Source organism: Variovorax sp. V93 (assembly GCF_041154485.1).
Taxonomy (GTDB): Bacteria; Pseudomonadota; Gammaproteobacteria; order Burkholderiales; family Burkholderiaceae_C; genus Variovorax; species Variovorax beijingensis_A.
The window spans coordinates 4,197,657-4,223,430 of record NZ_AP028669.1 but is presented as its reverse complement, the minus strand read 5'-3'; the positions used below and the strand labels follow the sequence as shown (position 1 = coordinate 4,223,430).

The following is a 25,774-nucleotide window of genomic DNA, read 5'->3' as shown; positions in this document are numbered from 1 at the left end:
AACCCCCTTCCATGCGCTTGGCGTCATTCCAGATCACCAACTTTCGCTCGATCAACGACAGCGGCTCCATCGACACTTCGCAGATCACGGCGATCCTCGGCCGAAACGACAGCGGCAAGTCGAACCTGCTGCGCGCGCTGCACAGCCTGAACCCGGCCGAGGGCGTGGCCGAACTCAGTCCGATCAAGGACTTTCCGCGGCATCGCCGCCTGGAGGAATGCCAGGGCGACACGCCGGTCGTCGCGACGCGCTGGGCCCTCGAAGACAGCGAGCGGGCCGAACTGGCGCAGATGCTTCCGCGCGCGGCCAACGTGCGCCACGTCACCGCGGGCCGGGGCTACGGCACGGCGCGCTGGAGCGGCCTCGAAGGACTCGGCGACCTCTCGCTCGACGTGTCCGACATCAAGGGCAAGGTGCGCAAGATCGTGCCCGCGGTGAAGGCCGCGGCCGAGAAGCTCGCCGAGGAGGTGCGCGCGATGCTGGAGCAGGCGGCCGACGCCTTCGACGCCGCGATGATCCTGAGCCCCGACTACATCCGGTGGTCTGCAGGTGCGGTGGCGGCACTGCAGTCGCTGCGCAAGGCACTGGCTGCCGCAGGCGCCGAACTCAGCGACAAGCAGGAGCAGATGCTGGCCGAGCTCGAGGAGATGGCCCGCGCCATCGCCAACGACACGCCGGCGCTCGCGAAGGCGAAGCAGTGGGTGCTCGACAAGCTGCCCCGGTTCATCTACGTGGACGAGTACCCGGCGCTGCCCGGCCGGCAGAACATTGCCGAGCACCTCGCACGCAAGGGCTGGGGGCAGGCCGCGCCCGCGCAGCGCAGCTTCGAGAAGCTCTGCAAGGCCGCGGGGCTCGATCCGCAGCAGCTGCAGGAGCTGCTGGAGAAGAACGACCAGGCCACGCGCAACCAGCTCGCCAACCGCGCCGGCTCCGTCGTCACCGCCGAGATCCGCCGGCTCTGGAAGGACCGCGAGCTCAAGGTGCGCTTCAACCTCGACGGACCGTACATGGACACGCTGGTGTCCGACCCGAGCCGCGCCTACGACGTGGAAGTGAACCTCGACGAGCGCAGCCGGGGCTTCCAGTGGTTCTTCTCGTTCTACGTCACCTTCTTCGCGGATACGAAGGGTGCCGGCGATGCCATGCTGCTGCTGGACGAGCCCGGCCTGCACCTGCATGCGCTCTCGCAGGCCGACCTGCTCGCGCACTTCGAGCAGGACTTCGCCAACCAGATCATCTACACCACGCACTCGCCCTTCATGGTGCCCGTGCACCGGCCCGACGCGGTGCGCACGGCCAGCACGAGCGAAGCCGCCGGCACCACCGTGAGCAACAAGGCCGAGGGCGACGCGCGCACGCTTTACCCGCTGCAGGCCGCGCTCGCGCTGAGCCGGATGGGGGGCGAGGCCGCGAAGCCGCAGCCAAAGGAGAGCACTGCGCGTGTCGAGGTGCGATCGCGCGAGGTCAGCGAACCGGTGGCAAGTCTTCCCTGAACATGTGCTCGCTCGCGAAGTCCACGAAGGCCCGCACCTTCGGCGACAGCTGCCGGCTCGATGGCCACAGCGCCGAGAACTGCCCCTGGCGCACCAGGTGCGTTTCGAGCACGCGCTGCAGTTCGCCGCGGCAGAGCGAATCGCGCGCGAGAAAGTCGGGCATGTAGGCCACGCCGAGGCCGGCCACCGCCGCGCCGAGCATGGCCTCCATGTTGTTGCAGAGCAGCCCGGGCGGCAGCTGCGCGGGCAGGCCCGGCAGGTCCCAGTCCTCGATCTTGCCGCCGGTCACGAACTTGTAGCGCAGGCAGCTGTGCTGCGCGAGGTCGGCCGGCACCTGCGGCACACCGTGGCGCGCAAGGTAGTCCGGAGATGCGACGAGCACGAAGCAGAACGGACCGAGCCGGCGCGCCACGAGTTGCGAATCGCCCAGCTCGCCGCTGCGGATCGCCACGTCCACACCTTCGGCGATCACGTCGACCAGCCGGTCGTTGAAGTCGAGGTCGAGTTCGATCTCGGGATAGCGCGCCTTGAAGGCCGGCAGCACCGGCAGCAGGAAGCGGTAACCGATGGTCGGCAGGCTCACGCGCAGGCGGCCGCGCGGGGCCGCCGCGGCGTCCTGCATCATCGCGCGCGCATCGTCGAGCTCGTCGAGGATGCGGCGGCAGCGCTCGTGGAACATCGCGCCTTCCTCGGTCAGCCGCACATGCCGCGTGGTGCGGTTGAAAAGCCGCAGGCCCAGCTGCTGTTCGAGCCGTGCAACGTTCTTGCCCACGGCCGAGGCCGAGATGCCCAGCAGCCGGCCGGCCTTGGCAAAGCTCAGCAGGTCGGCTGCCCGCACGAAGGATTCGAGTCCGCTGAAACTGTCCATGGATTGGCAACCCTGGGTTGGGAGTGTGAGGATCGAAGGCGCCATTCTCATTCCATTGATTCCTTTCTATCTTCTGTGCCTTCGTTCTCCTTTTGAGTGAAAGCCTTCGATGTCTTCGTCTTCCCACAAGAACTGGCTGCTGGCCGCCGTCTGCCTCGCGGCGCTGGGCATGCCGCTGAGCTTCACCGGCCCGGCGGTGGTGCTGCCCGCGATCCGCGATGCGCTGGGCGGCAGCCCGGTGCAGCTCAACTGGGTGACCAACGCCTTCATGCTGAGCTTCGGCGCCACGCTGATGGCGGCGGGCGCGCTGGCCGACACCTATGGGCGCAAGCGGGTCTTTCTGCTGGGGCTGGCGGTGGTTGCGCTCAGCAGTTCGCTGCTGACGCTCGCGCCGCGCATCGCTGTCTTCGATCTCGCACGCGGGCTGCAGGGGCTGGGGTCGGCCGCGGCCTTCGCGGCCGGCACGGCGGCACTGGCGCAGGTGTTCGACGGCGCGGCGCGCACGCGGGCGTTCAGCCTGATCGGCACGTCGTTCGGCGTGGGGCTGTCGTGTGGCGCCATCCTCTCGGGCTGGCTCGCCGAATCCTTCGGCTGGCGCTCGGTGATGCTGAGCCCCGGCGCGATCAGCCTCATCGCGCTGGGCATCGCGGCGCCGGGCATGCGCGAGTCGCGCAATCCGGATGCGATGGGGCTGGACGTGGCGGGCACGGTCACGTTCACCGGCGCGCTGAGCCTGCTGACGCTCGGCGTGCTGCAGGCGCCCGACAGCGGCTGGGGCAGCCCGTGGGTGATCGCCGCGCTGGCGGGCGCCATGCTGATGGGGGCGGCCTTCATTGCCATCGAGCGGCGCGTGGCGCATCCGATGCTCGACCTGTCGCTGTTGCGCTTTCCGCGCTTCGTGGGCGTGCAGTTGCTGGCCGCAGCGCCGGCCTATGGCTTCGTGGTGCTGCTGGTGCTGCTGCCGATCCGCTTCATCGGGCTGGAGGGGCGCAGCGCGCTCGAGGCGGGCAGCTTCATGTTCGCGCTCTCGGGGCCGATCCTCGTGGTGCCGACGCTCGCGGCCTCGCTCGCGCACCGGTTCCCGGCGGGCGCGATCTCGGCCGTGGGCCTGCTGGTGTGCGCGGCGGGGCTGTTCTGGCTCAGCCGCTGCGCGCCGGGCACGCCGCTGCACGTCATCGTGTGGCCGCTGCTGCTGATCGGCGCGGGCATCGGATTGCCCTGGGGCCTGATGGACGGGCTCGCGGTGAGCGTGGTGCCGCGCGAGCGCGCGGGCATGGCGTCGGGCATCTTCAACACCGTGCGGGTGGCGGGCGAGGGGATTGCACTCGCGCTGGTGGGCGCCGGGCTCACGGCACTGGTCGCATGGCAGCTCGGCCGCCTGCCGGCGCATCCCGCCGCGACATCGCAGGCGGCACAGCGGATGACGACGGGCGACTGGTCGCAGGCCCTCGCGCTGTTGCCGGGCGTGGACCGCGCGGCGCTGTTGCAGGCCTACGGCGCGGCCTTCGGCACGCTGCTGTGCGTGCTGGCCGGTGTCACGGTGCTGACGGCGATGGTGGTGTTCGCGTTCCTGCGGGGCGAGACGCACGCCGGGGCTGGGGCGGTGGCTTTGGAGTCCTCGGCCTGTTGAACGGCGGGGTCAGGCGCGGAGCGCGGCGTCACAAAAAAACGGTGGATCTTCCTGTCCAATAGCGGCATGGACTATCCACCGAACGAACTCGCAGAGCGCCTGACCGAACTCGAGATCAAGTCGAGCTATGCCGAAGACCTCTTGGAGCAGCTCAACATGACGATCTACCGCCAACAGCAGCAGATCGACAGCCTGATCCTGCAGGTCGCGCAGCTCAAGCAGCAGAGCCAGAATGCGGGGCAGGACGGGGCGGCGCGCAACTTGCGCGACGAGCTGCCGCCGCATTACTGAGCGGTTGTCCGGCGATCTGTCTGGTCGCTTGGGGGCATTGTTCAGGGCGCACTCCCGCCGACGGGGTACGCGGCGAAGCGAATGTCCCCCGGCCTTCGGCCTCCCCCTTGATTTCGCTGCGCAAGGCACCCCATCGACGTGATCGTTATTCAGAGCGGTGGTTGATCGGCCAGCACCACAGCCGCGCCCATCGTGCACAGGGCATCGGGTGCTCCCCGCAGCGAAATCAAGGAGGAGGCCGCAGGCCGGGGGACATTCGCGGAGGGGAGTCCCCGGTGGCCTGTGCACGCGCCCTGAACAACAGCGCCAGGAACAAGAGCGTCGTTCAGCTCACCCCAACAAGATCAACCGTGCGAATGCCAGAGCACCGCAAAGAAGTGGCAGGTGCTGCCCGCCAGCACGAACAGGTGCCACACCGAATGGGCAAAGCGCACCTTGTTGTCGAACAGGAAGACCACCGCACCCGCGGTGTAGAACAGCCCGCCGGCCACGAGCCATCCCAGGCCCGCCGGCGACATGCGCTCGTACAGCGGCACCGCCGCCATCAGCGCCATCCAGCCCATCGCCACGTAGAGCCCGGTCGACCACAGCGGATGCTGCAGCCGGTTGAACAGCTTGGCGCCCACGCCGAGCGCCGCCGCGGCGCAGATGCAGCCGAACAGCATCCAGCCCCAGGGCCCGCGCAGCACGCCGAAGAGAAACGGCATGTAGCTGCCCGCGATGAACAGATAGATGGCCGCGTGGTCGAGCCGGTTGAACCAGGCCTTGGCCCGGCCCATCGGCAGTGCGTGGTACAGCGTGGAGATCAAATACAGCACGATCGCCGTGCCGGCAAAGAGCGAGGCGCCGACCACGCTCGCGGCCTGGCCCTTCTGGGCAGCGCTGTAGACCAGGATCGGCAGCGAGGCAATGGCCAGCAGCAGGCCAAGGCCGTGGCTCAATGCATTGAAGATCTCTTCGAGCGCGGTCTGGGCGCGGACCGCAGACATCGGTTTTCTGGAAGTCATGCTATTTCACCTGCTGCTTGCCCAGCTTGCGCGCCAGCGTGCGCCGGTGCATGCCGAGCCGCCGCGCGGTTTCGGAAATGTTGAAGCCGGTCTCGGCCAGCGTCTCGTGGATGCGCTCCCATTCGAGCGTCTTGATCGAGGTCGGGCGGTTGGTCAGCTCCACCTCCGTGGTGCCGGTGGCGCGGCCGAAGGCGGCCTCGATGTCGTCGGTGTTCGACGGCTTGGCCAGGTAGTGGCAGGCGCCGAGCTTGATGGCCTCGACGGCCGTGGCAATGCTGGCAAAGCCCGTGAGCACTACGATCAGCATCTTCGGGTTGTGCCGGTGCAGCATCTGCACGCAGGCCAGGCCCGAGGCCTCGCCGTTGAGCTTCAGGTCGACCACCGCATAGCCGGGCGAACGGGCCTGCAGCAGCGCCTCGACCTCCTCGGCATTGGTGGCGTGCGCGACCGCATAGCCGCGGCGCTCGAACGACTTGCCGAGCGTGCGCGCGAAGGCCGCGTCGTCCTCGACGATCAGCAGCTGGCGTTCGGCTTCGGTGGTTTCCGTCATGGCCTTGCGTTTCGATCGATGATGGTGTCGGCGGCGCCGATGGCCTGGGTCTCTTCTTCCTCGTCTTCCTCTTCGAGCACGACCGCCGCAAGCGGCAGCGTGATGACCACGATGGCGCCGCCCTCGGGCCGGTTGTGCACCGCGACGCGGCCGCCCAGGGTGCGCGCCACGTTCACCACCAGGAACAGCCCGAGCCCGCCGCCCGGGCGGCCCTTGCTCGACTGGTAGGGTTTGCCGAACTCCTTCAGGATGGCCGGCAGGAAGCCCGGGCCGGCATCGGTGACCGTGAGGGTCAGCGCGTCGGCGTCGTGCGCCACCTCGAAGCGCAGCCAGTGCGGCGAGGCTTCCAGCGCATTGTCGAGCACGTTGCAGATCATCTGCTTGAGCGCCGAGTCGGAGACCATGGGCAGGTCCTGGCCAAAGCGGTTCTCGTAGTCGAATTCCTCGACCGGACGCGTGCTGCGCCATTCCTCGACCAGTTCGTCAAGAAAGGTGCGGACGGTGGTTTCTTCCGACGATTCGCCGCGCGCCTCGCCGGCCGACAGCAGGATGCCGCTCACGATGCTCTTGCAGCGCTGGATCTGCAGTTCCATCTCGGCCACCTCGGTCAGCAGTTCGGGATCGGAACTGAAATGCGGCAGTCGGCGCCAGTCGCCCAGGATCACGGCCAGCGTGGCAAGCGGCGTGCCCAGTTCGTGCGCGGCGCCCGAGGCCAGCAGGCCCATGCGCACGATGTGCTCCTCTTCCGATGCGCGCTGGCGCAGGTCGGCCAGCCGCGCGTCGCGTGCACGCAGGTTGCGGCTGATGCGCGTGATGAACACCACCAGCAGCGCCGCGTTGAGCGCAAAGCAGACCAGCATGCCCTGCACGTAGGGACTCCAGAGCCCGCGGTCGTGGTCCAGCGGCAGCGCGAGCGGGCGCGAGAACAGCGCCAGCCCCGCAAAGCAGAGGCAGGTGACGACCACGATGGTCCAGGTCGACCAGGCCTTCAGAAGCACCGCCCCCAGGATGACCTGCAGCAGGTACAGGAAGACGAAGGGGTTGGTGGCGCCGCCGCTCAGGTAGAGCTGTGCGGTGAGCGTGGCCACGTCGACCAGCAGCGCGAGGAAGAGCTCGCCGTTGGTCACGCGGCGCGGGCTGCGCGAGCGCAGCAGGCTCACGCCGTTGAAGAGTGCGAGGCAGGTCAGCACCTGCAGCATGTGCTCCAGCGGCAGCCGGATGCCGAAGCCGTAGTGCACGACCAGGATGGTGGCGACCTGCCCCACCACCGCGAACCACCGCAGCTCGATCAGCTGCTGCATGTTCTTGTGGCCGGTGGCGTTGTCCAGGCTTGCCACGCCCGCGCGCGGCGGATGCAGTTCCCCCGCGACTGCGACGGCTTCAGTCGCGGCGGGCATCGGGGCGGGCGGTGGCGTCGACATGGGCCGTATTTTCGCCTGTGCCGCCGCCGGTCCTGCCAGCGCGCCTGCGCCCCTCGCGCCAGCCGAACCAGGCTGCGCCCAGGACCATCAGCGCAAGGCCGTACCAGGTGATCGCGTAGACGAGGTGGCTGTTCGGAAAGGCGATGACCGTGAGGCCCGCGGCGGGCCAGGCGGGGGGCGCGCCGGGCGGGGAGGGCGCGGCCTCGGCATCGACGAAGTACGGTGCCGCGTCGTGGAGGCCGCGTGCCGCGGCAATGGCCTGCACGTCGCGCGAGAACCAGCGATCGGCGGCCGGCTCGTTCCTGCGCAGGAAGCCGCCTTTGGGCTCGCTGATGCGCAGGAGGCCGGTCACGGTGGTTTCGCCCTGGGGTTCGTTGGCCGCGCGGGCGGTGCGCTCGCGCGCCTCGGGCGGCACGAAGCCGCGGTTGACCAGCAAGATGCTGCCGTCGGCGGCCTGCAGCGGCGTCAGCACCCAGAAGCCGGCGCCGAGCCGGGTGCTGGCCTGCACCAGGGTTTCCTTGCCGTGGAGGAAGCGGCCGGCGATGCGCACGCGGCGGTATTCGTCGTCGGCCGCGTTGACCTGCGGCCAGCGCTCGCGTCCGGGCGCTTCGGAGGCCGGGGCATGCACGCGCTGCTCGACGCGGGCAATGAGATCGAGCTTCCAGGCCCTGCGCTCGACCTGCCAGGTGCCGAGCGCGAAGAAGCCCGCAAAGGCCAGGGCCGCGCAGACCGCCAGTGCCACCCGGGCCGCCGCGCCGCGCGGGCGGCCGGCGGGTGTGGCGTCGTGGGTGCTGGGCTCTGGCGGCGGGGGCGTCAAGGCATGTTCTTCATGTCGTGCACCGACATCGGCATCATGTTGGCGTTCATGTGGTACATGACCCAGAGCGATCCGGCCAGCGTGATGACGACGAGCACGATCGTGAAGATCAGCGCCAGCATGTTCCAGCCGCTCTCGGACTTGGCGTCCATGTGCAGGAAGTAGATCATGTGGACCACGATCTGCACCGCGGCAAAGCCCAGGATCACGAGCGAGGTGGTGCTCGGCTTGCCGAGCACGTTGCCCATGACGAGCCAGAACGGAATCGCGGTCAGGATCACGGCCAGCACGAAGCCGGTCATGTAGCCCTTGAAGGTGCTGTGGCTGACGGGGCCGTCGTCGTGATGGTCGTCGTGCGCATCGTGTGCGCCATGGCCGTGCGCTACGGTTTCGGTGTGGGCGGTGCTCATGCCATCGATCCCATCAGATAAACAAAGGTGAAGACGCCGATCCACACCACGTCCAGGAAGTGCCAGAACATCGACAGGCACATCAGGCGGCGGCGATTCGCGGCGCTGAAGCCATGCTTGGGCAGCTGGATCATCAGCACGATGAGCCAGACGATGCCGAAGGTCACGTGCAGCCCGTGGGTGCCCACCAGCGCGAAGAACGACGACAGGAAGGCGCTGCGCTGCGGGCCCGCGCCTTCGTGGATCAGGTGCGCGAATTCGTAGAGCTCCAGGCCGATGAAGCCCGCGCCCAGCAGGCCCGTGATGGCCAGCCAGGCCAGCGTGCCGCCCATGCGCTTTCTCTGCATTTCGAGCACGGCGAAGCCATAGGTGATGGACGACAGCAGCAGCAGCGAGGTGTTGACCGCCACCAGCGGCAGGTCGAACAGGTCGGCGCCCGAAGGGCCGGCCGCGTAGCTTCGGCCCAGCACGCCATACACCGCGAACAGGCAGGCGAAGACGAGGCAGTCGCTCATCAGGTAGAGCCAGAAGCCGAGCAGCGTGCCGTTTTCCGGATGGTGGTCGTTGCCGACGTGGAACAGCTCGAACACGGGCGGCTTGCCCGTGGCGTCGCTGTGGGCGTGGCCGGCCGCGGGGGAGTGGAGGGCGGTGGTATCAGACATGGGCTGCTGCCAGGAGGCGGGTGCGTTCGTCCTCGGTGCGAACGACCTCTTCCGCGGGGATGTGGTAGTCGCGCTTGTAGTTGAAGGTGTGGATGATCACGGCCGCCAGCATGGCGAAGAAAGCCACGCCCGCCACCAGCCACATCTGCCAGATCAACGCGAAGCCGCAGGTTCCGGCCAGGGCCGCGATGATGAAGCCGGCGGCCGTGTTCTTGGGCATGTGGATGGGCGTGAAGCCGTCGACCGGGCGGGTGTAGCCGCGGCGCTTCATGTCGGTCCAGGCGTCGTTGTCGTGGATGCGCGGCGTGAACGCGAAGTTGTAGGCCGGCGGGGGCGACGAGGTCGACCATTCGAGCGTGCGGCCGTTCCACGGGTCGCCCGTGGTGTCGCGCAGCGAATCGCGGCGGATGTAGCTCACCACCAGCTGGATCAGGAACGAGGCGATGCCCAGCGCGATCAGCACTGCGCCGAAGGCCGCCACCTGGAACCAGATCTGCAGCGACATGTCCTGGAAGTGGCTCATGCGGCGCGTGACGCCCATCAGGCCCAGCACATACAGCGGCATGAACGCGAACCAGAAGCCCACGATCCAGAACCAGAACGAGCACTTGCCCCAGAACGGATCGAGCTTGTAGCCGAAGGCCTTCGGGAACCAGTAGGTGATGCCCGCCAGCATGCCGAACAGCACGCCGCCGATGATCACATTGTGGAAGTGGGCGATCAGGAACAGGCTGTTGTGCAGCACGAAGTCGGCCGGGGGCACCGCGAGCAGCACGCCCGTCATGCCGCCGATCACGAAGGTGATCATGAAGCCGATGGTCCACATCATGGGCAGCTCGAAGCGGATGCGGCCGCGGTACATGGTGAAGAGCCAGTTGAAGATCTTTGCGCCCGTCGGGATCGAGATGATCATCGTCGTGATGCCGAAGAACGAGTTCACGCTGGCGCCCGAGCCCATGGTGAAGAAGTGGTGCAGCCACACGAGGTACGACAGGATCGTGATCACCACCGTGGCGTAGACCATCGAGGCGTAGCCGAACAGGCGCTTGCCGCTGAAGGTGGAGACCACTTCCGAGAAGATGCCGAAGGCCGGCAGGATCAGGATGTACACCTCGGGGTGGCCCCAGATCCAGATCAGGTTCACGTACATCATGGCGTTGCCGCCGAGGTCGTTCGTGAAGAAGTTGGTGCCGACGTAGCGGTCGAGCGACAGCAGCGCGAGCACGGCCGTGAGCACCGGGAAGGCGGCCACGATCAGCACGTTGGTGCAGAGAGCCGTCCAGGTGAAGACGGGCATCTTCATCATCGTCATGCCGGGCGCGCGCATCTTCACGATGGTGGCCAGCAGGTTGACGCCGGACAGCAGGGTGCCGACCCCCGCGATCTGCAACGACCAGATGTAGTAGTCCACCCCCACGTCGGGGCTGAAGAGAATGCTCGACAGCGGCGGGTAGGCGAGCCAGCCGGTCTTGGCGAATTCGCCGACGAACAGCGACGCCATCACGAGGCCGGCGCCGAAGGTGGTCATCCAGAAGCTGAAGTTGTTCAGGAACGGGAAGGCCACGTCGCGTGCGCCGATCTGCAGCGGCACCACGAAGTTCATGAGGCCCGTGACCAGCGGCATCGCCACGAAGAAGATCATGATCACGCCGTGGGCGGTGAAGATCTGGTCGTAGTGGTGCGGCGGCAGGAAGCCGGCGTTGTCGCCGAAGGCGATGGCCTGCTGGGCCCGCATCATGATGGCGTCGGAGAAGCCGCGCAGCAGCATCACCAGGCCGAGGATGATGTACATGATGCCGATCTTCTTGTGGTCGATGCTGGTGATCCAGTCGCGCCACAGCACGCCCCAGACCTTGTAGTAGGTGATGGCGCCCAGCAGTGCGAGGCCGCCGAGGGCGACCGCGATGAAGGTGGCGAGCAGGATCGGCTCGTGGAAGGGAATCGCCTCCCAGGTGAGGCGGCCGAAGATGAGCTTCGTCAGGTCAAGGTTCTCGAACATCGTCATTCTTCGGTGGTGCACATCGCCGTGACGTACTTGCGCGTGGGCGAATTGGTGAGGGTGTCAGCCTGCCAGGCCTTCTTGGTGGCAATGTTGAACGCGCCGGGCTTGCCCAGCCCGCCGTCCGCATCGATGGCCATCATTTCCTTCATGCACATCTTGTTGCGGTCGACGCAGAGGTTGAGGATGGCGTCGTACAGGTCGGGCGCCACCGCGGCGTAGTGCCGCACCGGCTCGCGCTCGCTCGGCGCTTCGAGCTTCTTGTACTGCTCGCGCGTGAGTTCGCCGTCCTTGCCGGCCTTGACCTTCTGCACCCACTGGTCGAAGTCGGTGTTGCTCAGGCCGTGGAACTTGAAGCGCATGCCCGAGAAGCCCGCGCCGCTGTAGTTGGCCGAGAAGCCCTCGAACTCGCCGGGCTTGTTGATGACCGCATGCAGCTTGGTCTCCATGCCCGGCATGGCATAGATCTGGCCGGCCAGCGCGGGAATGAAGAAGGAGTTCATCACCGAGGAGGCGGTGATCTTGAAGGTGATCGGCCGGTCGACCGGCGCGGCCATTTCATTCACCGTGGCAAAGCCCTGCTCGGGGTAGATGAAGAGCCATTTCCAGTCGAGCGCCACCACTTCGACCACCAGCGGCTTGGCCTCGGCGGGAACCGGGCGCTCGGCGTCGAGCCGGCTGAGCGGCCGGTACGGGTCGAGCGTGTGGGTGCTGATCCAGGTGATGGCACCCAGCGCGATGATGATCAGCAGCGGCGCGGCCCAGATCGCGAGCTCGAGCTGGGTGGAGTGGTCCCAGTCGGGGCTGTAGTCGGCCTCCTTGTTCGACTGGCGATAGCGCCAGGCAAAGAAGAGGGTCAGCGCGATCACCGGAATGATGATGATCAGCATCAGCACGGTGGAGACGACGATCAGGCGTCCCTGCTGGTTGGCGATGTCGCCGGAAGGGTTCATGAGCACCGTGTTGCAGCCTGCCAGCAAGGCAAGCGGAAGCAACAGGGGCCATCGGCGAAGAGATTTGAGGGTGGGCATGCCGAAAGAAAGAAGTGCGTGGGCTGCGCAAAGACTCCACAATCTACGACCAAAGGCCTTCGCCGCCTATTGGACGTTTTGTCCTATGGCGGGAATCCTCATTCGGTGAGACGCTTGGACCCTGTTCAATGGTCTACCTTGGTCACTGCCGGTGACACCCGAATTAAAAAACGCAATGACGACGACGTCCAGCATCAGTCCGCAAGGCGCACAGCCTGTGCCGAACACGTCCGGAAACGACGCCCGGCAGGGCGACGAACATTCCCACATCGCACCCGGCGAGATCGCCGTGGGCGTGATCATCGGCCGGGCGTCGGAATATTTCGACTTCTTCGTCTACGGCATTGCCTCGGTGCTGGTGTTCCCGGCGGTGTTCTTCCCGTTCGAGGCGCGCCTCGAGGGAACCCTCTACGCCTTCGTGGTTTTTTCCTTCGCATTCCTTGCGCGGCCGTTCGGAACCGTCATTTCGATGGCCATCCAGCGGCGCTTCGGGCGGGAAGCCAAGCTGACCATCGCGCTGTTCGTGCTGGGCACCTCCACCGCGGGCATCGCCTTCCTGCCGGGCTATGCGAGCCTCGGGTTCACGTCGATCGTGCTGCTGTCGGTGTTCCGCTTCGCCCAGGGCCTTGCGCTCGGCGGCTCGTGGGACGGCCTGCCCTCGCTGCTGGCGCTCAATGCGCCGGAGAACCGCCGCGGCTGGTACGCCATGCTGGGCCAGCTGGGCGCGCCGCTCGGCTTTTTCGTGGCGAGCGCGCTGTTCGCCTACCTCTACGCCAACCTGCCGCTCAAGGACTTCCTCGACTGGGGCTGGCGCTACACCTTCTACGTGGCCTTCGCGATCAACGTGGTGGCGCTGTTCGCGCGCCTGCGGCTGGTGGCCACCGAAGAGTATTCCCGCCTGCTCGAAGAGCGCGAACTGCAGCCCACCAGCGTGGTCGAGCTGACCCGCTCGCAGGGCGCCAACCTGCTGATCGGCGCGTTCGCGGCGCTGGCCAGCTACGCGCTGTTCCACCTGATCACCGTGTTCCCGCTGTCGTGGATCACGCTGTACTCCGACCAGTCGATCACCGAGTTCCTGGTGGTGCAGATGGTCGGCGCGGTGTTCTGCGCCGGCGGCATCGTGGCCTCGGGCCTGGTCGCCGACCGCGTGGGACGGCGTTTCACGCTGGGCGGGCTGGCCGCGATGATCGCGGTGTTCAGCGGCTTTGCGCCCACGCTGCTCGACGGCGGCCGCCTCGGGCAGGACATCTTCATCCTGCTGGGCTTCGTGCTGCTGGGCCTGTCGTACGGCCAGGCGGCCGGCGCCGTGACCTCGAACTTCGAGCCCAAGTACCGCTACACCGGCGCCGCGCTCACGGCCGACCTGGCCTGGCTCATCGGCGCCGCCTTCGCGCCGCTGGTGGCGCTGGGGCTGTCGGCGAATTTCGGGCTGGCCTACGTGAGCGTCTATCTGCTGTCCGGTGCCGTCGGCACGCTGGCGGCGCTCGGGCTCAATAGGGCGCTGGTGCGCGACTGAGCGGCGGATCGCGGCCGTTTTCTACAGAAAGGGGCCGCCGGCCCTTTTTTTGCTTTCCGCCGCGCGGGCTTAGGATCACTCCATGTTCACCGCCGCCATTTTCGACATGGACGGGCTGCTCATCGATTCGGAACGGCCCATCATGGCCGCCTGGATCGAAGCGGCCCGCACGCTCGACATCGAGCTTTCGCACGCCCAGTACCTGCAATGCGTGGGGCTGGCCATGGCCGAGTCGAAGCAGATCCTCGCGGCGCTGCTCGGCGGCGCGGCCGCCTACCAGCATGCGGCGACGCAAGTGACCGCCGCGCTGCAGCTGCAGCGCGCCGAGGGCGACGCCCGGCCGCTCTTTCCCATCAAGCCCGGCGCGGCCGAGTTGCTCGCTGCCTTGCGCGGACGCGGCACACGCTGCGCGGTCGCCTCGTCGTCCGCGCGCGGCCAGATCGCGGCCTGCCTCGGCAGCCTCGACGTGCTCCATCACTTCGAGGCCTTCGCGGGCGGCGACGAGGTGGCGCGCGCCAAGCCCGACCCGGCGCTCTACCTGCTCGCGGCCGAGCGCCTGGGCGTGGACCCGGCGCACTGCGTGGCCTTCGAGGACAGCGAGAACGGTGCCAAGGCCGCGCTGGCGGCGGGCCTTCGCGTCGTGATCGTGCCGGACCTCAAGCACCCGCCCGCTGCGATCGTCGAGCGGGCATTCCATGTGCTCGACTCGCTGCACGAGGCCATCGCACACGTGCCGCGCTGGTTTCCCATGCCTCTGGAGAAGCTCGCGTAGCCGGGGTCAGAGCACCTCGTCGCGCAGCTGTGGAAACACCTTCGACACCTTGGCGAGCAGGTAGTCGCCATAGCGGCCGTTGAAGGCGTGCACGTTGGCGCGGTCCCAGCGCTCGGCGCTGTCGTCGCGCGCCTCGGCACCTGCAAGGCCTTCGATGCGCTGCACGCGCGCCTCGAAGTTCGGATCGAAGAACAGCGGAAACGAGAGCCGGTCGCGGCCCGAGGTGTTGCGCTTCACGCGGTGCGGCGTCGACCTGTAGAGCCCGCCGGTCATGCGGTCGAGCATGTCGCCGATGTTGCAGACGAAGGAGCCCGGAATCGGCGGCGCATCGATCCAGCCGCCGGGCGTGTGCACGGCGAGGCCACCCACGTCGTCCTGGTGCAGGATCGTGAGCAGGCCGTAGTCGGTGTGCTCGCCCACGCCCCACTGCACGTCGAGGCCCTCGGGCACGGGCTGCGAAGGGTAGTTGAAGAGGCGGAACAGGATCAGCGGGTCGGCCGTGTAGCGCTCTGCGAAGTACGCCGCCGGCAGGCCCAGGCTCAGCGCGATGCCCTCCATCAGCCGGTGGCCCAGTTGCGCGACGGCCGCCATGTAGGCGAGGATGGTTTCGCGCAAACCCGGCACGTCGGGGAACAGGTTGGGCCCGTGCACCGGTGTCTTCGCCTGTACCAGCGGATGCGAATCGGGCAGCTCGGTGCCGAGGTAGAGGCCTTCCTTCCAGTCAGGCCGGCCCGAGGTCAGCTCGCCGCCGAGCGGGAAGTAGCCGCGCCATGCGCGCCCGCCCAGGGCCATGCGCCACTGCATCTTGGTTTCTTCGGGCAGCGCGAAGAAGCGGCGGCTCAGCTCTTCGAGCCGCCGCACCAGCGCCGCATCGACACCGTGGCCCGTGGCATAGAAGAAGCCATGCGCGCGGCAGGCGGCGCCGATCTGCGCGGCCACGCTTTCGCGGCCAGCAGCGCCGGCCACGAGCGGGGCGACGTCGATCAGGGAAGCGTCTGTGTGTCGGTCATGGGCGTGGAAAGCATCTCATGCGCCGCGCGCGAAGGGCGAGCGGATGTCCGAAAGAAACTGCTGCGCGCGCGGGTGCTGCGGCCGGTTGAAGAAGTCGTCGGGCGTCGCGCGTTCGAGCACCTTGCCCTCGTCCATGAAGAGCACGCGGTCGGCCACCTCGCGCGCAAAGCCCATCTCGTGCGTCACGCAGACCATGGTCATGCCGTCGCGCGTGAGGTCGCGCATCACGAGCAGCACCTCGCCCACCATCTCGGGGTCGAGCGCGCTGGTGGGTTCGTCGAACAGCATCAGCGGCGGCTGCATGGCCAGGGCGCGCGCGATCGCCACGCGCTGCTGCTGGCCGCCCGAGAGTTCGCTCGGCCATGCGCTCGCCTTGCTGGCCAGGCCCACCCGCTGCAGCAGCGCCATGGCGCGCTCGTCGGCCTCCTTGCGCGACAGTCCGCGCAGCTGCATCGGCGCCATCGTGCAGTTCTGCAGCACCGTGAGATGCGGAAACAGGTTGAACTGCTGGAACACGAAACCGATGCGCGAGCGGAAGGCATTCACGTCGGTGCCCGGCGCATGGATGTCCTTGCCTTCGATGAGGATGCGGCCCGACTGGATCGGCTCCAGCCGGTTGAAGGTGCGAATCAGCGTCGACTTGCCCGAGCCCGAAGGCCCGCACACCACGACCACTTCGCCCTTGCGGATGGTCTCGTCGATGTCGACCAGGGCGTGGTAGCTGCCGTACCACTTGTTGACGTCTTGCAGTTCGATCATGCGGATACCTTGGGAGCCGAGACGGAGCTGGCGGTGGCCATGCCGCGCCGCGCGAGCCGGCCTTCGAGCCAGTAGGCGAAGCGCGAGAGGCCGAAGCACAGGATGAAATAGGTCAGGCCCAGGATCAGGTAGATCTGCGCGGGCTTGGTGAACACCTGCGTGTTGATCTGCGTGGCGATGAACGAGACCTCGGCCAGCCCGATGATGTAGCCCAGCGAGGTCTCCTTGATGGTCGAGACGAACTGGTTCACCAGCGAAGGCAGCATGCTGCGCAAAGCCTGCGGCAGCACCACCAGGCGCATCGCGCGGCCGTAGTCCAGGCCCAGCGCACGGGCGGTCTCCATCTGGCCGCGCGGCAGGCCCTGGATGCCGGCGCGCACGATCTCGGCCAGGTAGGCCGCATCGAACACCACGAGCGCGATCAGCATGGTGGTGAACTGGTCGGTCTTCACGCCCGTGACGCTCGGCAGGAAGAAGTAGGCCCAGAAGATCACCATCAGCAAGGGGAGGCCGCGCACCACGAAGACGAAGCCGGTCACCGGCCAGCGCAGCCAGCGCCACGGGCTCACGCGTGCCAGGCCGAGCACGATGCCCAATGGCAGCGCGAGCACCAGCCCGCACGAGGCCAGCAGCAGCGTGAGCACCAGGCCGCCGAGCGGGCCGTTCGGGTACTGGCCGATGAGGAAGTAGACCCAGTAGTCGTGGATGATTTCGAGCATCAGCGCGCCGCCTTCAGATGGTCCGCACCGGGAAGCGGTGGTGGTACCAGGTCGCCAGGCCGGTGATGGCCAGCGACACCGTCAGGTACGCCGCGCTCGCGAACGCGAACGACTCGAAGCTGCGGAAGGTCGCGCTCTCGACCTGCCCGGCCTGGTACATCAGCTCGGCCACGCCGATCACGGTGGCAATCGAGGTGTTCTTCCAGAGGCTCAGCGTCTGCGAGATCAGCGGCGGCACCGTCACGCGCAGCGCCTGTGGCAGCACCACGCGGCGCATGGTGCCCAGGAAGCCGAAGCCCAGCGCGCGTCCCGCCTCGAACTGCACCGCGGGTATCGCGCGGATGCCGCTGCGGATGTCCTCGGCCATGAAGGCGGCCGTGTAGAGCGACAGCGCGATGATGGCGCTGTAGGCCTCGATGTGTCCCGCATAGAGCCACTGCTTGATGCCCTCGGGCAGCAACTCGGGCGCGCCGAAGTACCAGAAGAGCATGTGCGCGAGCAGCGGGATGTTGCGGATGGTCTCCACGTATGCAAAGCCCAGCCAGCGCAGCGGCGCGAGCGGCGAAAGGCGCAAGAGCGCCACCACCAGCGCGATCGGCAGCGCGAGCACGAGCGAGGCCGCGAGCAGCTGCAGCGACAGCCACAAGCCCGCGACCAGCATGTCGTGGTACTTGCCGGTCAGGAGCAGCGAGTAGTCGAACAGGGGCATGGGGGGCGACAGTATCACCGCCGCGACGAGGATTCGCTCCCTCCCCTTCCGGGGGAGGGTTGGGGTGGGGGCACGGCGGCGATCGATACGCCGCAGCTTGTGCAAAGGCTGTCAGCCCCCATCCCGGCCTTCCCCCAGCGGGGGAAGGAGAAACACGCAATCAGTCGATCTTGTCGGAGTCGAGCTTGAAGTCGCGCGTCTGGAAGCCCGAGGCGGTGCTCGGCCCGTACCACTTGATGAAGATCTTCTGCGCTTCGCCCGACTTCTCGAGTTCGCGCAGCGTCTCGTCCACCACGGCCTTGAGTGCGCTCTCGCCCTTCTTGATGCCGATGGCCAGCGCCTCGGTGCTCAGGTTCTGCTTGAGCACCACGTATTGGGCCTTCTGCGGACCGAGCTTGGCGTAGCTGCGCAGCAGCGCGGCCTCGTCGTCCACGTAGCCCACGCCCTTGCCCTGCTGCAGCGCCTGGAAGGCCTGCTGGCTGGTGTCGAAGGTCACGACCTCGGCGGTGGGCACGGCCTTGCGGATGTTGGGCTCCTGCGTGCCGCCGCGGATGGTCAGCACCTTCTTGCCGGCAAGCTGCGGCACCTCGGTGATGCCGCTGTCCTTCTTCACGATGGCCTTCTGGCCGGTGACGAAGGTGGTCAGCGAGAAGTCGATCTGCGCCTCGCGCTCCTTGTTGTGCGTGAGGCCGGCCGCCACCAGGTCGACGTGGCCCTGCTGCAGCTCGGGAATGCGCGCGGCCACGGCAATCTGCTTGAGCACCGGCTTCACGCCGATCTTCTTGGCGATGGCGTTCACCAGGTCGACTTCGTAGCCGACGATCTGCCGCGTCTTCGGATCGATGAAGGTCGCGGGCTCGTCGGTGCCGAGCACGCCGACCACGAGTTCGCCCTTCTTCTTGATGTCTGCGAGCTGGTCCGCATGGGCAGCGATGCCCGTCAGCAGGGTGGAGGCGGCGAGGGCCGCGGCAAGCAGGGTGTGGCGCATGGTTGTTCTCACTCCGGATGAAAAGACGAAAGGCTGGACCCTATCAACAAAACCCGCGATTATTAAATTCTCAATCGACATATGCATATGGCCTTGCACGATCGGCCCTGGCACGGCCTGGGTTAAATTCGCGGCGCGAAATCCTGCCCCCCCCCCCCGGCCCCCCGCGGCACCCATCTTCAGCGAGCTTTTCATGATCATCAAACCGCGCGTGCGTGGCTTCATCTGCGTCACGACCCATCCTGCGGGCTGCGAGGCCAACGTCAGGCAGCAGATCGGCTACGTCGAGGCCAAGGGAAGGATCGCGGGCGGGCCGAAGCGGGTGCTGGTCATCGGCGCATCGACCGGCTACGGCCTGGCCGCGCGCATCACGGCGGCCTTCGGCTGCGGCGCCGGCACGCTCGGCGTCTTCTTCGAGCGGCCCGGCAGCGAGAGCAAGCCCGGCTCGCCCGGCTGGTACAACTCGGCCGCCTTCCACCGCGCAGCCGCGCAAGAGGGCCTCTACGCCAGGAGCATCAACGGCGACGGCTTCTCGGACGACGTGAAGCAGAAGGCCATCGATGCGATCCGCGAAGACCTGGGCCAGGTCGACCTCGTCGTCTACAGCCTGGCCGCGCCGCGGCGCACGCATCCGAAGACCGGCGAGGTCTTCAATTCGACGCTCAAGCCCATTGGCAAGGCCGTGAGCCTGCGCGGCCTCGACACCGACAACGAAGCCGTCAAGGACACGGTACTCGAGCCCGCCACGCAGCAGGAGATCGACGACACCGTGGCCGTGATGGGCGGCGAGGACTGGCAGATGTGGATCGACGCACTGCAGTCCGCCGGCGTGCTGGCCGATGGCGCGAAGACCACGGCCTTCACCTACCTGGGCGAGCGGATCACGCACGACATCTACTGGAACGGCTCCATCGGCGCCGCCAAGAAGGACCTCGACCAGAAGGTGCTCGGCATCCGCGCCGGGCTGGCCGCCAAGGGCGGCGATGCGCGTGTCTCGGTGCTGAAGGCGGTCGTCACGCAGGCGAGCTCGGCGATTCCGGTGATGCCGCTGTACCTGTCGCTGCTGTTCAAGGTCATGAAGGCCGAGGGCACGCACGAGGGCTGCATCGAACAGGTCCACGGGCTTTTTGCCGACAGCCTCTACGGCAGCGCACCGCACCTCGACGGGGAGGGCCGGCTGCGCGCGGACTACAAGGAACTGGCCCCGCAAGTGCAGGCGCGCGTGATGGCGCTCTGGCCCCAGGTCACGAGCGAGAACGTCCACGAGCTCACCGATCTCGCCGGCTACAAGGCGGAGTTCCTGCGCCTTTTCGGCTTCGGCATCGAAGGCGTGGACTACGAGGCCGACGTGAACCCCGACGTGGGAATTCCGAACCTCGTGCAGGCCTGACAGGCGCACAGAGGGATACTCCCGCCATGCAGATTCACGAAAAGCCTCCCTTCGACACTCCCTTCGAATGGATCGGCGGCGAACCCAGGGTGCAGGCGCTGGTCGATCGCTTCTACGACCTGATGGAACTCGAACCGGCCTATGCGCAGCTGCGCGCGGTGCACGGCACCAGCCTCGACAACGCGCGCCAGCGCCTGTTCTGGTTCCTGTGCGGCTGGCTCGGCGGACCGCAGCACTACACCGACCGCTTCGGCCATCCGATGCTGCGCGCACGGCATCTGCCGCAAAGCATCGGCGGCCACAGCATCGGCATCAAGGAGCGCGACCAGTGGCTGGCCTGCATGGACCAGGCCATGGGCGAGACCGGCGTGCCCGAGGGGTTGCGTGCGCGGCTGCGCGATTCCTTCTTCCAGACCGCGGACTGGATGCGAAACCGTGGCGAGCCATAGAACAAACAACGATTCCGAAAGCGACTCTTTTCAATGAATCCCATCGTCATCATCGGCGGCGGCCACGCCGCGGCCCAGCTTTGCGCGGGCCTGGCCGAAGCCGGGCAGGGCGCACGCGTGCACCTGGTCTGCGAGGAGGCCTGCGAGCCGTACCACCGGCCGCCGCTGTCCAAGGCCTTTCTCAAAAGCGCCGAGGAAACCACGCAGCCGCACAAGGCCGCCGACTGGTACCGCGAAGCGGGCATCACGCTGCACCTGGGCGATGCGGCCGTGGCCATCGACCGCGAGGCGCACACCGTCACACTGCGTTCGGGCGCGGTCCTGCCGTGGGAACGGCTGGTGCTGGCCACCGGCACGCGCGCGCGCCAGATGCCCGACCTGAAGCCGGGGCTCGAGAACGTCGCGAGCCTGCGCGCCGCCGATGAAGCGCATCGCCTGCGTTCGCGGCTGGCCGCTGCGCAGCAGGTCACGGTGCTGGGCGGCGGCTTCATCGGGCTCGAGGTGGCGGCCACGGCCAAGGCGCTCGGCAAGAGTGTGCAGGTGCTCGAAAGCGCTCCGCGGCTGCTGGGCCGCGCCGTGTCTCCCGAGCTGTCGGCGCACGTGCTCGCCACGCATCGCGCGGCGGGCATCGAGATCGTGCTCGGCGCGCGCACCGGTGCCTTCGAGGTCGAGGGCGAGCGGCTGCTGTCGCTCCAGGTCAACGGCGTGAAGCAGCCGGTGGACCTGCTGCTGCTGGGCATCGGCGCGGTGCCGGAAACGGCGCTGGCGCAGGCCTCGGGCATCGAATGCGCCGACGGCATCGTGGTCGATGGCCACATGCAGACCAGCGCGGCCGACGTGCTTGCCGTGGGCGACTGCACGCGCTTTCCCGATCGCCGCGCGGGCCGCGCGCTGCGGCTCGAATCGGTGCAGAACGCGAACGACCAGGCGCGCACGGCCGTGGCCACGCTGACCGGCGCGCCGCGCCCGCACGACGCGGTGCCGTGGTTCTGGTCCGACCAGGGCAGCATGCGCCTGCAGATGGTCGGCCTGATGCCGGCCGAGGGCACGCCGGGCCTCGCCAGCGTGCGCCGCGCCGGCCCCAAGCCCGATGCGTTCTCGCTGTTCCACTATGTCGACGGGCAGCTGGCGTGCGTCGAATCGGTCAACGCGCCGGTCGATCACATGATGAGCCGCAAGCTGCTCGAAGCGGGGCGCAGCCCCGATGCGGCGGCGGTGGCGGATGCCTCGGTTCCGCTGAAGAATCACTTGGCGTAAGCCGGCTGCGTTTCCTGCTCCCTCCCCCGCTGGGGGAGGGTAGGGGTGGGGGCACGACGGCGATGGATGAGGCGCGGCCCGTGCAAAGGCCGCGAGCCCCCATCCCAGCCTTCCCCCGGGAGGGGAAGGAGCAAGGCAGAAAGCGTCAGCGCCGCGCGGGTGCCAGCAGAACCACCAGCGCGCCGGCCCCGCCTTCGGCCGGCTTGGCTTGCACGAAGGCGATCACCTCGTTCTTCTGGATCAGCCAGCGCTGCGTCTTGGTCTTGAGCACGGGCTGCTTGCCGGGCGAGCCCAGGCCCTTGCCGTGCACCACGCGCACGCAGCGCAGCCCCTGCTTGTAGGCGTTGCGGATGAAGCCGCCGAGTGCCTCGCGCGCCTCGTCGCTGCGCAGGCCGTGCAGGTCGACCTGCGCCTGGATGCTCCAATCGCCCTTGCGCAGACGCGCCGTCACATCGGTGCCGATGCCGGGGCGGCGAAAGCTCATGGCGTCGTCGACGTCGAGCAGGGTCGTCACGTCGAACTCGTCGGAAAGCGACTCGCGCAATACGCGCTGCTCGTCGAGCTGGTGCTGCACCGGAATGGGCGCCGGCGGCTCGGGCGCAAGCGGCACCACGGCCTTGCGGCGCAGCGGCTCGGTCGCACCGATGGCGCGCGCGAACAGGTCCTTTTCGGCGGCGCGCTTGCGCTCGGCCGCGGCCTTGGCGGCTGCGGCCGCCGCTTCACGCTCGCGGGTCTCGGCCAGCGTACGCTGCACCTTTTTCAGGTCGGCCAGGTTCTTGATGGGCGGCGTGCGGGAGGCCATCAGAGCAGCCCTTTCTCGGCCATCGAATAGCTCTGGCCGGCGCTGACGATCACATGGTCGAGCACGCGCACGTCGATCAGCGAGAGCGCGGCCCTGAGCGTCTGGGTGAGCGACTCGTCGGCGCGCGAGGGCTCGATGCTGCCGCTCGGATGGTTGTGCGACAGCACCACGGCCGCGGCCTGGTGGTGCAGCGCACGCGTGACCACTTCGCGCGGGTAGACGCTGGTCTGGGTGAGCGTTCCGCGGAACAGCTCCTCGAGCACGATCAGCCGGTGCTGCGCATCGAGGAACAGCACTGCGAACACCTCGTAGGGTCGCGATCCGATGTGCAGCTGCAGGTACTGCTTGACCGTGCCGGGCGAGTCGAACACCGTGCGCTCCTTCAGGCGCTCGGCCATGGCGCGGCGCGCCAGTTCGAGCACCGCGATGAGCTCGGCGCGCTTGGCGTCGCCGCCCATGCCCTTGATCACCTTCAGGTCCTCGGCGCCGGTCTGCAGCAGGCCCGAAAGGCCGCCGAAGTGGTCGAGCAGCTCCTGCGCGAGCTGGAGCACGTTCTTTCCCGCCACGCCGGTGCGCAGCAGCAGCGCCAGCAGCTCGGCGTCGGCCAGCGCGGCGGCGCCCCGCGCGATGAGCTTTTCGCGCGGGCGGGCGTGGGCGGGGAGATCCTTGAATGCCATCGAAAACCTGGGTGAAACCTTGAAAGAGCGGGCGGAAGCCCCGGCTCCTTAAAATGCAGTCCAGTTTATCGGGACACCCACCTTGTCTTTGCCTACCTCCGCTGCACCCATGTCCCACGTTGTGACTTCCGGCTCGTTCCTGACCCTGCATTACCGGCTGGCCGGTCCGGCGGGCGACATCATCAACACTTTCGCCGACAAGCCCGCGACCCTGTCGCTGGGTACCGGCGAGCTCTCGCCCGCCATGGAGCAGCGGCTCATGGGCCTGGAAGAGGGCACACACGCCACCTTCGAGCTGCCCGCCGGAGAGGCCTTCGGCGAGCGCAATCCCGAGATGCAGCAATGGGTGGCCCGCAAGCTGCTCGCGCAGATGGGCGATCCCGACGAGCAATACGCGGTCGGCGACGTGGTGCAGTTCCCCACGCCCGACGGCGCGGGCAGCTACGCGGGCGCGGTGGTCGAATCGAACGAGACCGCGGTGCGCTTCGACTTCAACCATCCGCTGGCCGGACAGCCCGTGACCTTCGAGGTCCGGCTGATCGGCGTTCTATGAGCGGTCCGGCGGCAAGCGCAGGATACCTGGCATGAACACGAACATCGAGGAAGTCATCCTTGCCGAGCCGCGCGGCTTCTGCGCCGGCGTGGACCGCGCGATCGAGATCGTCGAGCGCGCCCTTGCCAAGTTCGGCGCACCGATCTACGTGCGCCACGAGATCGTGCACAACACCTACGTGGTGAACGAGCTCAAGGCCAAGGGCGCGATCTTCATCGAGGACCTGGCCGACGTGCCGCCCGGCGCCACGCTGGTGTTCAGCGCGCACGGCGTGAGCAAGGCGGTGCAGCAGGAGGCGCGCGACCGCGGCTTCGACGTCTTCGACGCCACCTGCCCGCTGGTGACCAAGGTGCACGTCGAGGTCGCCAAGCTCGCCAAGGAGGGCTACGAGTTCATCATGATCGGCCACAAGGGGCACCCCGAGGTCGAAGGCACCATGGGCCAGCTCGCGAGCGGCATCCACCTGGTGGAAGACGTGGAAGACGTGGCGAAGGTGGCGCCCGCGCAGACCGAGAAGCTCGCCGTGGTCACGCAGACCACGCTCAGCGTGGACGACGCGGCCGAGATCGCGGCGGCGGTGCGCACCCGCTTTCCGAAGGTGCGCGAGCCCAAGCAGCAGGACATCTGCTATGCCACGCAGAACCGCCAGGACGCGGTCAAGATCCTGAGCCCGCAGGTCGACCTGGTGATCGTGGTCGGCAGCCCCACCAGCTCCAACAGCAACCGGCTGCGCGAACTGGCACAGCGCCTGGGCACCGAAAGCTACATGGTCGATTCGGCCGACGAACTCAAGCCCGAGTGGTTCGAGGGCAAGGGCCGGGTCGGCCTCACGGCCGGCGCCTCCGCCCCCGAAGTGCTGGTGCGTGAGGTGATCGAGCGCGTGAGGGCGCTCGGCGCGGTGTCGGTCCGCAAGATGGACGGCATCGAGGAAACCATCAAGTTTCCGCTCCCCAAGGGCCTCAAGCTCGACGACATTCCCCCTCCTGGACACATCTCTTGAACAACGAAAACACCCACTGGCGCTCTGAAACGGAGAGCGCCTCCCGCAGGCTGCGCGAACGCGCCGGCGGCTTCCTGCGCCAGACCCCGCTCTGGAAGCTGCCGTCCGCGGCCTTCGGCCTGGCGGTGCCGGGCGTGGAGGTGTGGCTCAAGCTCGAGCACATGCAGGTGAGCGGCAGCTTCAAGGCCCGCGGCATGATGAACCGCCTGCTGGCCAACGACATTCCCGAAAGCGGCGTGATCGTGGCCTCGGGCGGCAACGCGGGCATTGCCACTGCGGCGGCGGCCAAGGCGCTGGGCGTGCGCTGCCAGGTGTTCCTGCCCGGCGTCTCGCCCGAAGCCAAGCGCGCCCGCCTGAGGGCGCTCGGCGCCGAGGTGGTCGTGGTCGGCGAGCTCTATCCCGACGCGCTGGCAGCCTGCCTCGCGCGCCAGAAGGAATCCGGCGCCTTGCTCACGCACGCCTACGACCAGCCCGAAGTCGTGGCCGGCGCGGGCACCCTCGGCCAGGAGATCGAGGCGCAGGGCGGCCTGCCCGATTCCGTGCTCGTGAGCGTGGGCGGCGGCGGCCTCATCGGCGGCCTGGCCGGCTGGTTCGAAAAGCGCGCCCGCGTGGTGGCGCTCGAGCCCGAAAAGGCGCCCACGCTGTACCGCGCCCGCCAGGCCGGCGAGCCGGTCGATGTCGAGGTGGGCGGCATTGCCGCCGATTCGCTCGGCGCGCGCCGCATCGGCGCCATTTCCTGGGACATCACCCGGCAATACGTGCAGGACGCGCTGCTGCTGTCCGACGAATCCATCCGCGCCGCGCAGCAGTGGCTGTGGAAGGAAATGAAGCTCGCCGTCGAGCCGGCCGCCGCGCTGCCGCTGGCGGCGCTGCAGACCGGCGCCTATGTGCCGCGCGAAGGCGAGAAGGTCTGCCTGATCGTCTGCGGCGCGAACGTCGATCCGGCCACCGTGGCCTGAGGGCGGGGCGGCCGCCGCCGGGCCGCCCCAAGGC

General features: G+C 68.0%; 27 protein-coding genes. 11 read left to right on the top strand and 16 right to left on the bottom strand.

Translation table 11 applies throughout. The features are described from left to right. Positions 1-11 precede the first annotated feature (11 nt). Positions 12-1,493, top strand: coding sequence for an AAA family ATPase (locus ACAM54_RS19955; protein WP_369648725.1), 1,482 nt, complete (start codon positions 12-14; stop codon positions 1,491-1,493). Here ACAM54_RS19955 and ACAM54_RS19950 read toward each other — a convergent pair. After that, complete coding sequence (locus tag ACAM54_RS19950) at positions 1,465-2,361, bottom strand: LysR family transcriptional regulator (RefSeq protein WP_369648724.1); 897 nt, start codon at positions 2,359-2,361, stop codon at positions 1,465-1,467. The genes ACAM54_RS19955 and ACAM54_RS19950 overlap by 29 nt on opposite strands. Positions 2,362-2,470: 109 nt before the next feature. Between ACAM54_RS19950 and ACAM54_RS19945 the strand changes: the two genes are divergently transcribed. After that, positions 2,471-3,991: an MFS transporter gene (locus ACAM54_RS19945; protein ID WP_369648723.1), complete on the top strand. Its 1,521-nt coding sequence runs from the start codon at positions 2,471-2,473 to the stop codon at positions 3,989-3,991. A 66-nt stretch (positions 3,992-4,057) separates the two neighbouring features. After that, positions 4,058-4,282 carry a SlyX family protein gene (locus tag ACAM54_RS19940; protein WP_145745598.1) on the top strand — a complete coding sequence of 75 codons (225 nt, stop codon included), beginning with the start codon at positions 4,058-4,060 and terminating at the stop codon, positions 4,280-4,282. Between the two features lie 344 nt (positions 4,283-4,626). Here the strand turns inward: ACAM54_RS19940 and ACAM54_RS19935 are convergent, their stop codons facing one another. From ACAM54_RS19935 to cyoA, 8 genes are read right to left on the bottom strand one after another with little or no spacing between them, the layout of a single operon-like run. After that, on the bottom strand, positions 4,627-5,289 hold the full coding sequence (locus ACAM54_RS19935; RefSeq protein ID WP_369648722.1) for a hemolysin III family protein: 663 nt from the start codon (positions 5,287-5,289) through the stop codon (positions 4,627-4,629). Between the two features lies 1 nt (position 5,290). After that, complete coding sequence (locus tag ACAM54_RS19930; protein WP_369648721.1) at positions 5,291-5,839, bottom strand: response regulator transcription factor; 549 nt, start codon at positions 5,837-5,839, stop codon at positions 5,291-5,293. Next, on the bottom strand, positions 5,836-7,236 hold the full coding sequence (locus tag ACAM54_RS19925) for an ATP-binding protein (protein ID WP_145745593.1): 1,401 nt from the start codon (positions 7,234-7,236) through the stop codon (positions 5,836-5,838). Before ACAM54_RS19925 ends, ACAM54_RS19930 begins: the two co-directional genes overlap by 4 nt. Further along, a complete protein-coding gene (locus ACAM54_RS19920) occupies positions 7,220-8,077 on the bottom strand; it encodes an SURF1 family protein (RefSeq protein ID WP_369648720.1) in 858 nt (285 codons plus the stop codon). The genes ACAM54_RS19925 and ACAM54_RS19920 overlap by 17 nt, the downstream gene beginning before the upstream one ends. Further along, the gene (gene cyoD / locus ACAM54_RS19915) at positions 8,074-8,487 is read right to left on the bottom strand and encodes a cytochrome o ubiquinol oxidase subunit IV (protein ID WP_369648719.1); all 414 of its coding nucleotides are present in this window, start codon (positions 8,485-8,487) and stop codon (positions 8,074-8,076) included. The genes ACAM54_RS19920 and cyoD overlap by 4 nt, the downstream gene beginning before the upstream one ends. Beyond that, entirely contained in the window at positions 8,484-9,149 is a 666-nt protein-coding gene (cyoC, locus tag ACAM54_RS19910) for a cytochrome o ubiquinol oxidase subunit III (protein ID WP_369648718.1), read from the bottom strand. The genes cyoD and cyoC overlap by 4 nt, the downstream gene beginning before the upstream one ends. Next, positions 9,142-11,148, bottom strand: coding sequence for a cytochrome o ubiquinol oxidase subunit I (cyoB, locus tag ACAM54_RS19905; protein ID WP_369648717.1), 2,007 nt, complete (start codon positions 11,146-11,148; stop codon positions 9,142-9,144). Before cyoB ends, cyoC begins: the two co-directional genes overlap by 8 nt. A 2-nt stretch (positions 11,149-11,150) precedes the next feature. Continuing rightward, positions 11,151-12,179 (bottom strand): ubiquinol oxidase subunit II, encoded by a 1,029-nt coding sequence (gene cyoA, locus ACAM54_RS19900; protein ID WP_369648716.1) that lies wholly within the window; start codon positions 12,177-12,179, stop codon positions 11,151-11,153. 175 nt (positions 12,180-12,354) lie between these two features. Between cyoA and ACAM54_RS19895 the strand changes: the two genes are divergently transcribed. Next, a complete protein-coding gene (locus ACAM54_RS19895) occupies positions 12,355-13,695 on the top strand; it encodes an MFS transporter (protein WP_145745582.1) in 1,341 nt (446 codons plus the stop codon). A gap of 82 nt (positions 13,696-13,777) precedes the next feature. Continuing rightward, a complete protein-coding gene (locus tag ACAM54_RS19890; protein ID WP_145745580.1) occupies positions 13,778-14,467 on the top strand; it encodes an HAD family phosphatase in 690 nt (229 codons plus the stop codon). A 6-nt stretch (positions 14,468-14,473) separates the two neighbouring features. On the opposite strand, the gene ACAM54_RS19885 is transcribed toward ACAM54_RS19890, so the two are convergent. The 5 genes from ACAM54_RS19885 to ACAM54_RS19865 all read right to left on the bottom strand — a co-directional run bounded on the left by ACAM54_RS19885 (position 14,474) and on the right by ACAM54_RS19865 (position 18,653). Further along, on the bottom strand, positions 14,474-15,433 hold the full coding sequence (locus ACAM54_RS19885) for an isopenicillin N synthase family dioxygenase (RefSeq protein ID WP_369648715.1): 960 nt from the start codon (positions 15,431-15,433) through the stop codon (positions 14,474-14,476). A 60-nt stretch (positions 15,434-15,493) separates the two neighbouring features. Next, positions 15,494-16,237, bottom strand: a complete 744-nt coding sequence (locus tag ACAM54_RS19880) for an amino acid ABC transporter ATP-binding protein (RefSeq protein WP_369648714.1) — start codon at positions 16,235-16,237, stop codon at positions 15,494-15,496. Continuing rightward, positions 16,234-16,956: an amino acid ABC transporter permease gene (locus ACAM54_RS19875; protein ID WP_369648713.1), complete on the bottom strand. Its 723-nt coding sequence runs from the start codon at positions 16,954-16,956 to the stop codon at positions 16,234-16,236. The genes ACAM54_RS19880 and ACAM54_RS19875 overlap by 4 nt, the downstream gene beginning before the upstream one ends. A 13-nt stretch (positions 16,957-16,969) precedes the next feature. Next, the gene (locus tag ACAM54_RS19870) at positions 16,970-17,665 is read right to left on the bottom strand and encodes an amino acid ABC transporter permease (protein WP_369648712.1); all 696 of its coding nucleotides are present in this window, start codon (positions 17,663-17,665) and stop codon (positions 16,970-16,972) included. Positions 17,666-17,825: 160 nt separating this feature from the next. Next, positions 17,826-18,653: an ABC transporter substrate-binding protein gene (locus ACAM54_RS19865; RefSeq protein WP_369648711.1), complete on the bottom strand. Its 828-nt coding sequence runs from the start codon at positions 18,651-18,653 to the stop codon at positions 17,826-17,828. Positions 18,654-18,846: 193 nt separating this feature from the next. Here ACAM54_RS19865 and fabV point away from each other — a divergent pair, with 193 nt between their 5' ends. The 3 genes from fabV to ACAM54_RS19850 are packed head-to-tail and all read left to right on the top strand — an operon-like array spanning position 18,847 to position 21,749. After that, positions 18,847-20,043: an enoyl-ACP reductase FabV gene (gene fabV / locus ACAM54_RS19860; protein ID WP_369648710.1), complete on the top strand. Its 1,197-nt coding sequence runs from the start codon at positions 18,847-18,849 to the stop codon at positions 20,041-20,043. A gap of 26 nt (positions 20,044-20,069) precedes the next feature. After that, positions 20,070-20,492, top strand: coding sequence for a group II truncated hemoglobin (locus ACAM54_RS19855; protein ID WP_192322547.1), 423 nt, complete (start codon positions 20,070-20,072; stop codon positions 20,490-20,492). A 33-nt stretch (positions 20,493-20,525) separates the two neighbouring features. Further along, positions 20,526-21,749: an NAD(P)/FAD-dependent oxidoreductase gene (locus ACAM54_RS19850; protein WP_369648709.1), complete on the top strand. Its 1,224-nt coding sequence runs from the start codon at positions 20,526-20,528 to the stop codon at positions 21,747-21,749. 145 nt (positions 21,750-21,894) lie between these two features. Here the strand turns inward: ACAM54_RS19850 and ACAM54_RS19845 are convergent, their stop codons facing one another. Together ACAM54_RS19845 and radC are read right to left on the bottom strand one after the other, a co-directional pair. Continuing rightward, positions 21,895-22,551 carry a Smr/MutS family protein gene (locus tag ACAM54_RS19845; protein WP_145745561.1) on the bottom strand — a complete coding sequence of 219 codons (657 nt, stop codon included), beginning with the start codon at positions 22,549-22,551 and terminating at the stop codon, positions 21,895-21,897. After that, positions 22,551-23,228, bottom strand: a complete 678-nt coding sequence (radC, locus tag ACAM54_RS19840) for a DNA repair protein RadC (protein ID WP_145745559.1) — start codon at positions 23,226-23,228, stop codon at positions 22,551-22,553. Before radC ends, ACAM54_RS19845 begins: the two co-directional genes overlap by 1 nt. A gap of 109 nt (positions 23,229-23,337) precedes the next feature. Here radC and ACAM54_RS19835 point away from each other — a divergent pair, with 109 nt between their 5' ends. From ACAM54_RS19835 to ACAM54_RS19825, 3 genes are read left to right on the top strand one after another with little or no spacing between them, the layout of a single operon-like run. Further along, on the top strand, positions 23,338-23,781 hold the full coding sequence (locus ACAM54_RS19835; protein WP_015866808.1) for a peptidylprolyl isomerase: 444 nt from the start codon (positions 23,338-23,340) through the stop codon (positions 23,779-23,781). Positions 23,782-23,812: 31 nt separating this feature from the next. Continuing rightward, positions 23,813-24,781 carry a 4-hydroxy-3-methylbut-2-enyl diphosphate reductase gene (gene ispH, locus ACAM54_RS19830; protein ID WP_145745555.1) on the top strand — a complete coding sequence of 323 codons (969 nt, stop codon included), beginning with the start codon at positions 23,813-23,815 and terminating at the stop codon, positions 24,779-24,781. After that, positions 24,778-25,740 (top strand): threonine/serine dehydratase, encoded by a 963-nt coding sequence (locus ACAM54_RS19825; protein WP_369648708.1) that lies wholly within the window; start codon positions 24,778-24,780, stop codon positions 25,738-25,740. Before ispH ends, ACAM54_RS19825 begins: the two co-directional genes overlap by 4 nt. Positions 25,741-25,774 lie beyond the last annotated feature (34 nt).

Bases quoted from the DNA above. Each gene is read 5' to 3' on its own strand.
- ACAM54_RS19895 (WP_145745582.1), top strand. From the start codon at position 12,355: ATGACGACGACGTCCAGCATCAGTCCGCAAGGCGCACAGCCTGTGCCG.
- ACAM54_RS19865 (WP_369648711.1), bottom strand. From the start codon at position 18,653: ATGCGCCACACCCTGCTTGCCGCGGCCCTCGCCGCCTCCACCCTGCTG.
- ACAM54_RS19850 (WP_369648709.1), top strand. From the start codon at position 20,526: ATGAATCCCATCGTCATCATCGGCGGCGGCCACGCCGCGGCCCAGCTT.
- cyoB (WP_369648717.1), bottom strand. From the start codon at position 11,148: ATGTTCGAGAACCTTGACCTGACGAAGCTCATCTTCGGCCGCCTCACC.
- ACAM54_RS19955 (WP_369648725.1), top strand. From the start codon at position 12: ATGCGCTTGGCGTCATTCCAGATCACCAACTTTCGCTCGATCAACGAC.
- ACAM54_RS19835 (WP_015866808.1), top strand. From the start codon at position 23,338: ATGTCCCACGTTGTGACTTCCGGCTCGTTCCTGACCCTGCATTACCGG.
- cyoA (WP_369648716.1), bottom strand. From the start codon at position 12,179: ATGCCCACCCTCAAATCTCTTCGCCGATGGCCCCTGTTGCTTCCGCTT.
- ACAM54_RS19880 (WP_369648714.1), bottom strand. From the start codon at position 16,237: ATGATCGAACTGCAAGACGTCAACAAGTGGTACGGCAGCTACCACGCC.
- ACAM54_RS19930 (WP_369648721.1), bottom strand. From the start codon at position 5,839: ATGACGGAAACCACCGAAGCCGAACGCCAGCTGCTGATCGTCGAGGAC.
- ACAM54_RS19855 (WP_192322547.1), top strand. From the start codon at position 20,070: ATGCAGATTCACGAAAAGCCTCCCTTCGACACTCCCTTCGAATGGATC.
- ispH (WP_145745555.1), top strand. From the start codon at position 23,813: ATGAACACGAACATCGAGGAAGTCATCCTTGCCGAGCCGCGCGGCTTC.
- ACAM54_RS19870 (WP_369648712.1), bottom strand. From the start codon at position 17,665: ATGCCCCTGTTCGACTACTCGCTGCTCCTGACCGGCAAGTACCACGAC.
- radC (WP_145745559.1), bottom strand. From the start codon at position 23,228: ATGGCATTCAAGGATCTCCCCGCCCACGCCCGCCCGCGCGAAAAGCTC.
- fabV (WP_369648710.1), top strand. From the start codon at position 18,847: ATGATCATCAAACCGCGCGTGCGTGGCTTCATCTGCGTCACGACCCAT.
- cyoC (WP_369648718.1), bottom strand. From the start codon at position 9,149: ATGTCTGATACCACCGCCCTCCACTCCCCCGCGGCCGGCCACGCCCAC.
- ACAM54_RS19925 (WP_145745593.1), bottom strand. From the start codon at position 7,236: ATGCCCGCCGCGACTGAAGCCGTCGCAGTCGCGGGGGAACTGCATCCG.
- ACAM54_RS19940 (WP_145745598.1), top strand. From the start codon at position 4,058: ATGGACTATCCACCGAACGAACTCGCAGAGCGCCTGACCGAACTCGAG.
- ACAM54_RS19890 (WP_145745580.1), top strand. From the start codon at position 13,778: ATGTTCACCGCCGCCATTTTCGACATGGACGGGCTGCTCATCGATTCG.
- cyoD (WP_369648719.1), bottom strand. From the start codon at position 8,487: ATGAGCACCGCCCACACCGAAACCGTAGCGCACGGCCATGGCGCACAC.
- ACAM54_RS19845 (WP_145745561.1), bottom strand. From the start codon at position 22,551: ATGGCCTCCCGCACGCCGCCCATCAAGAACCTGGCCGACCTGAAAAAG.
- ACAM54_RS19875 (WP_369648713.1), bottom strand. From the start codon at position 16,956: ATGCTCGAAATCATCCACGACTACTGGGTCTACTTCCTCATCGGCCAG.
- ACAM54_RS19945 (WP_369648723.1), top strand. From the start codon at position 2,471: ATGTCTTCGTCTTCCCACAAGAACTGGCTGCTGGCCGCCGTCTGCCTC.
- ACAM54_RS19935 (WP_369648722.1), bottom strand. From the start codon at position 5,289: ATGACTTCCAGAAAACCGATGTCTGCGGTCCGCGCCCAGACCGCGCTC.
- ACAM54_RS19950 (WP_369648724.1), bottom strand. From the start codon at position 2,361: ATGGACAGTTTCAGCGGACTCGAATCCTTCGTGCGGGCAGCCGACCTG.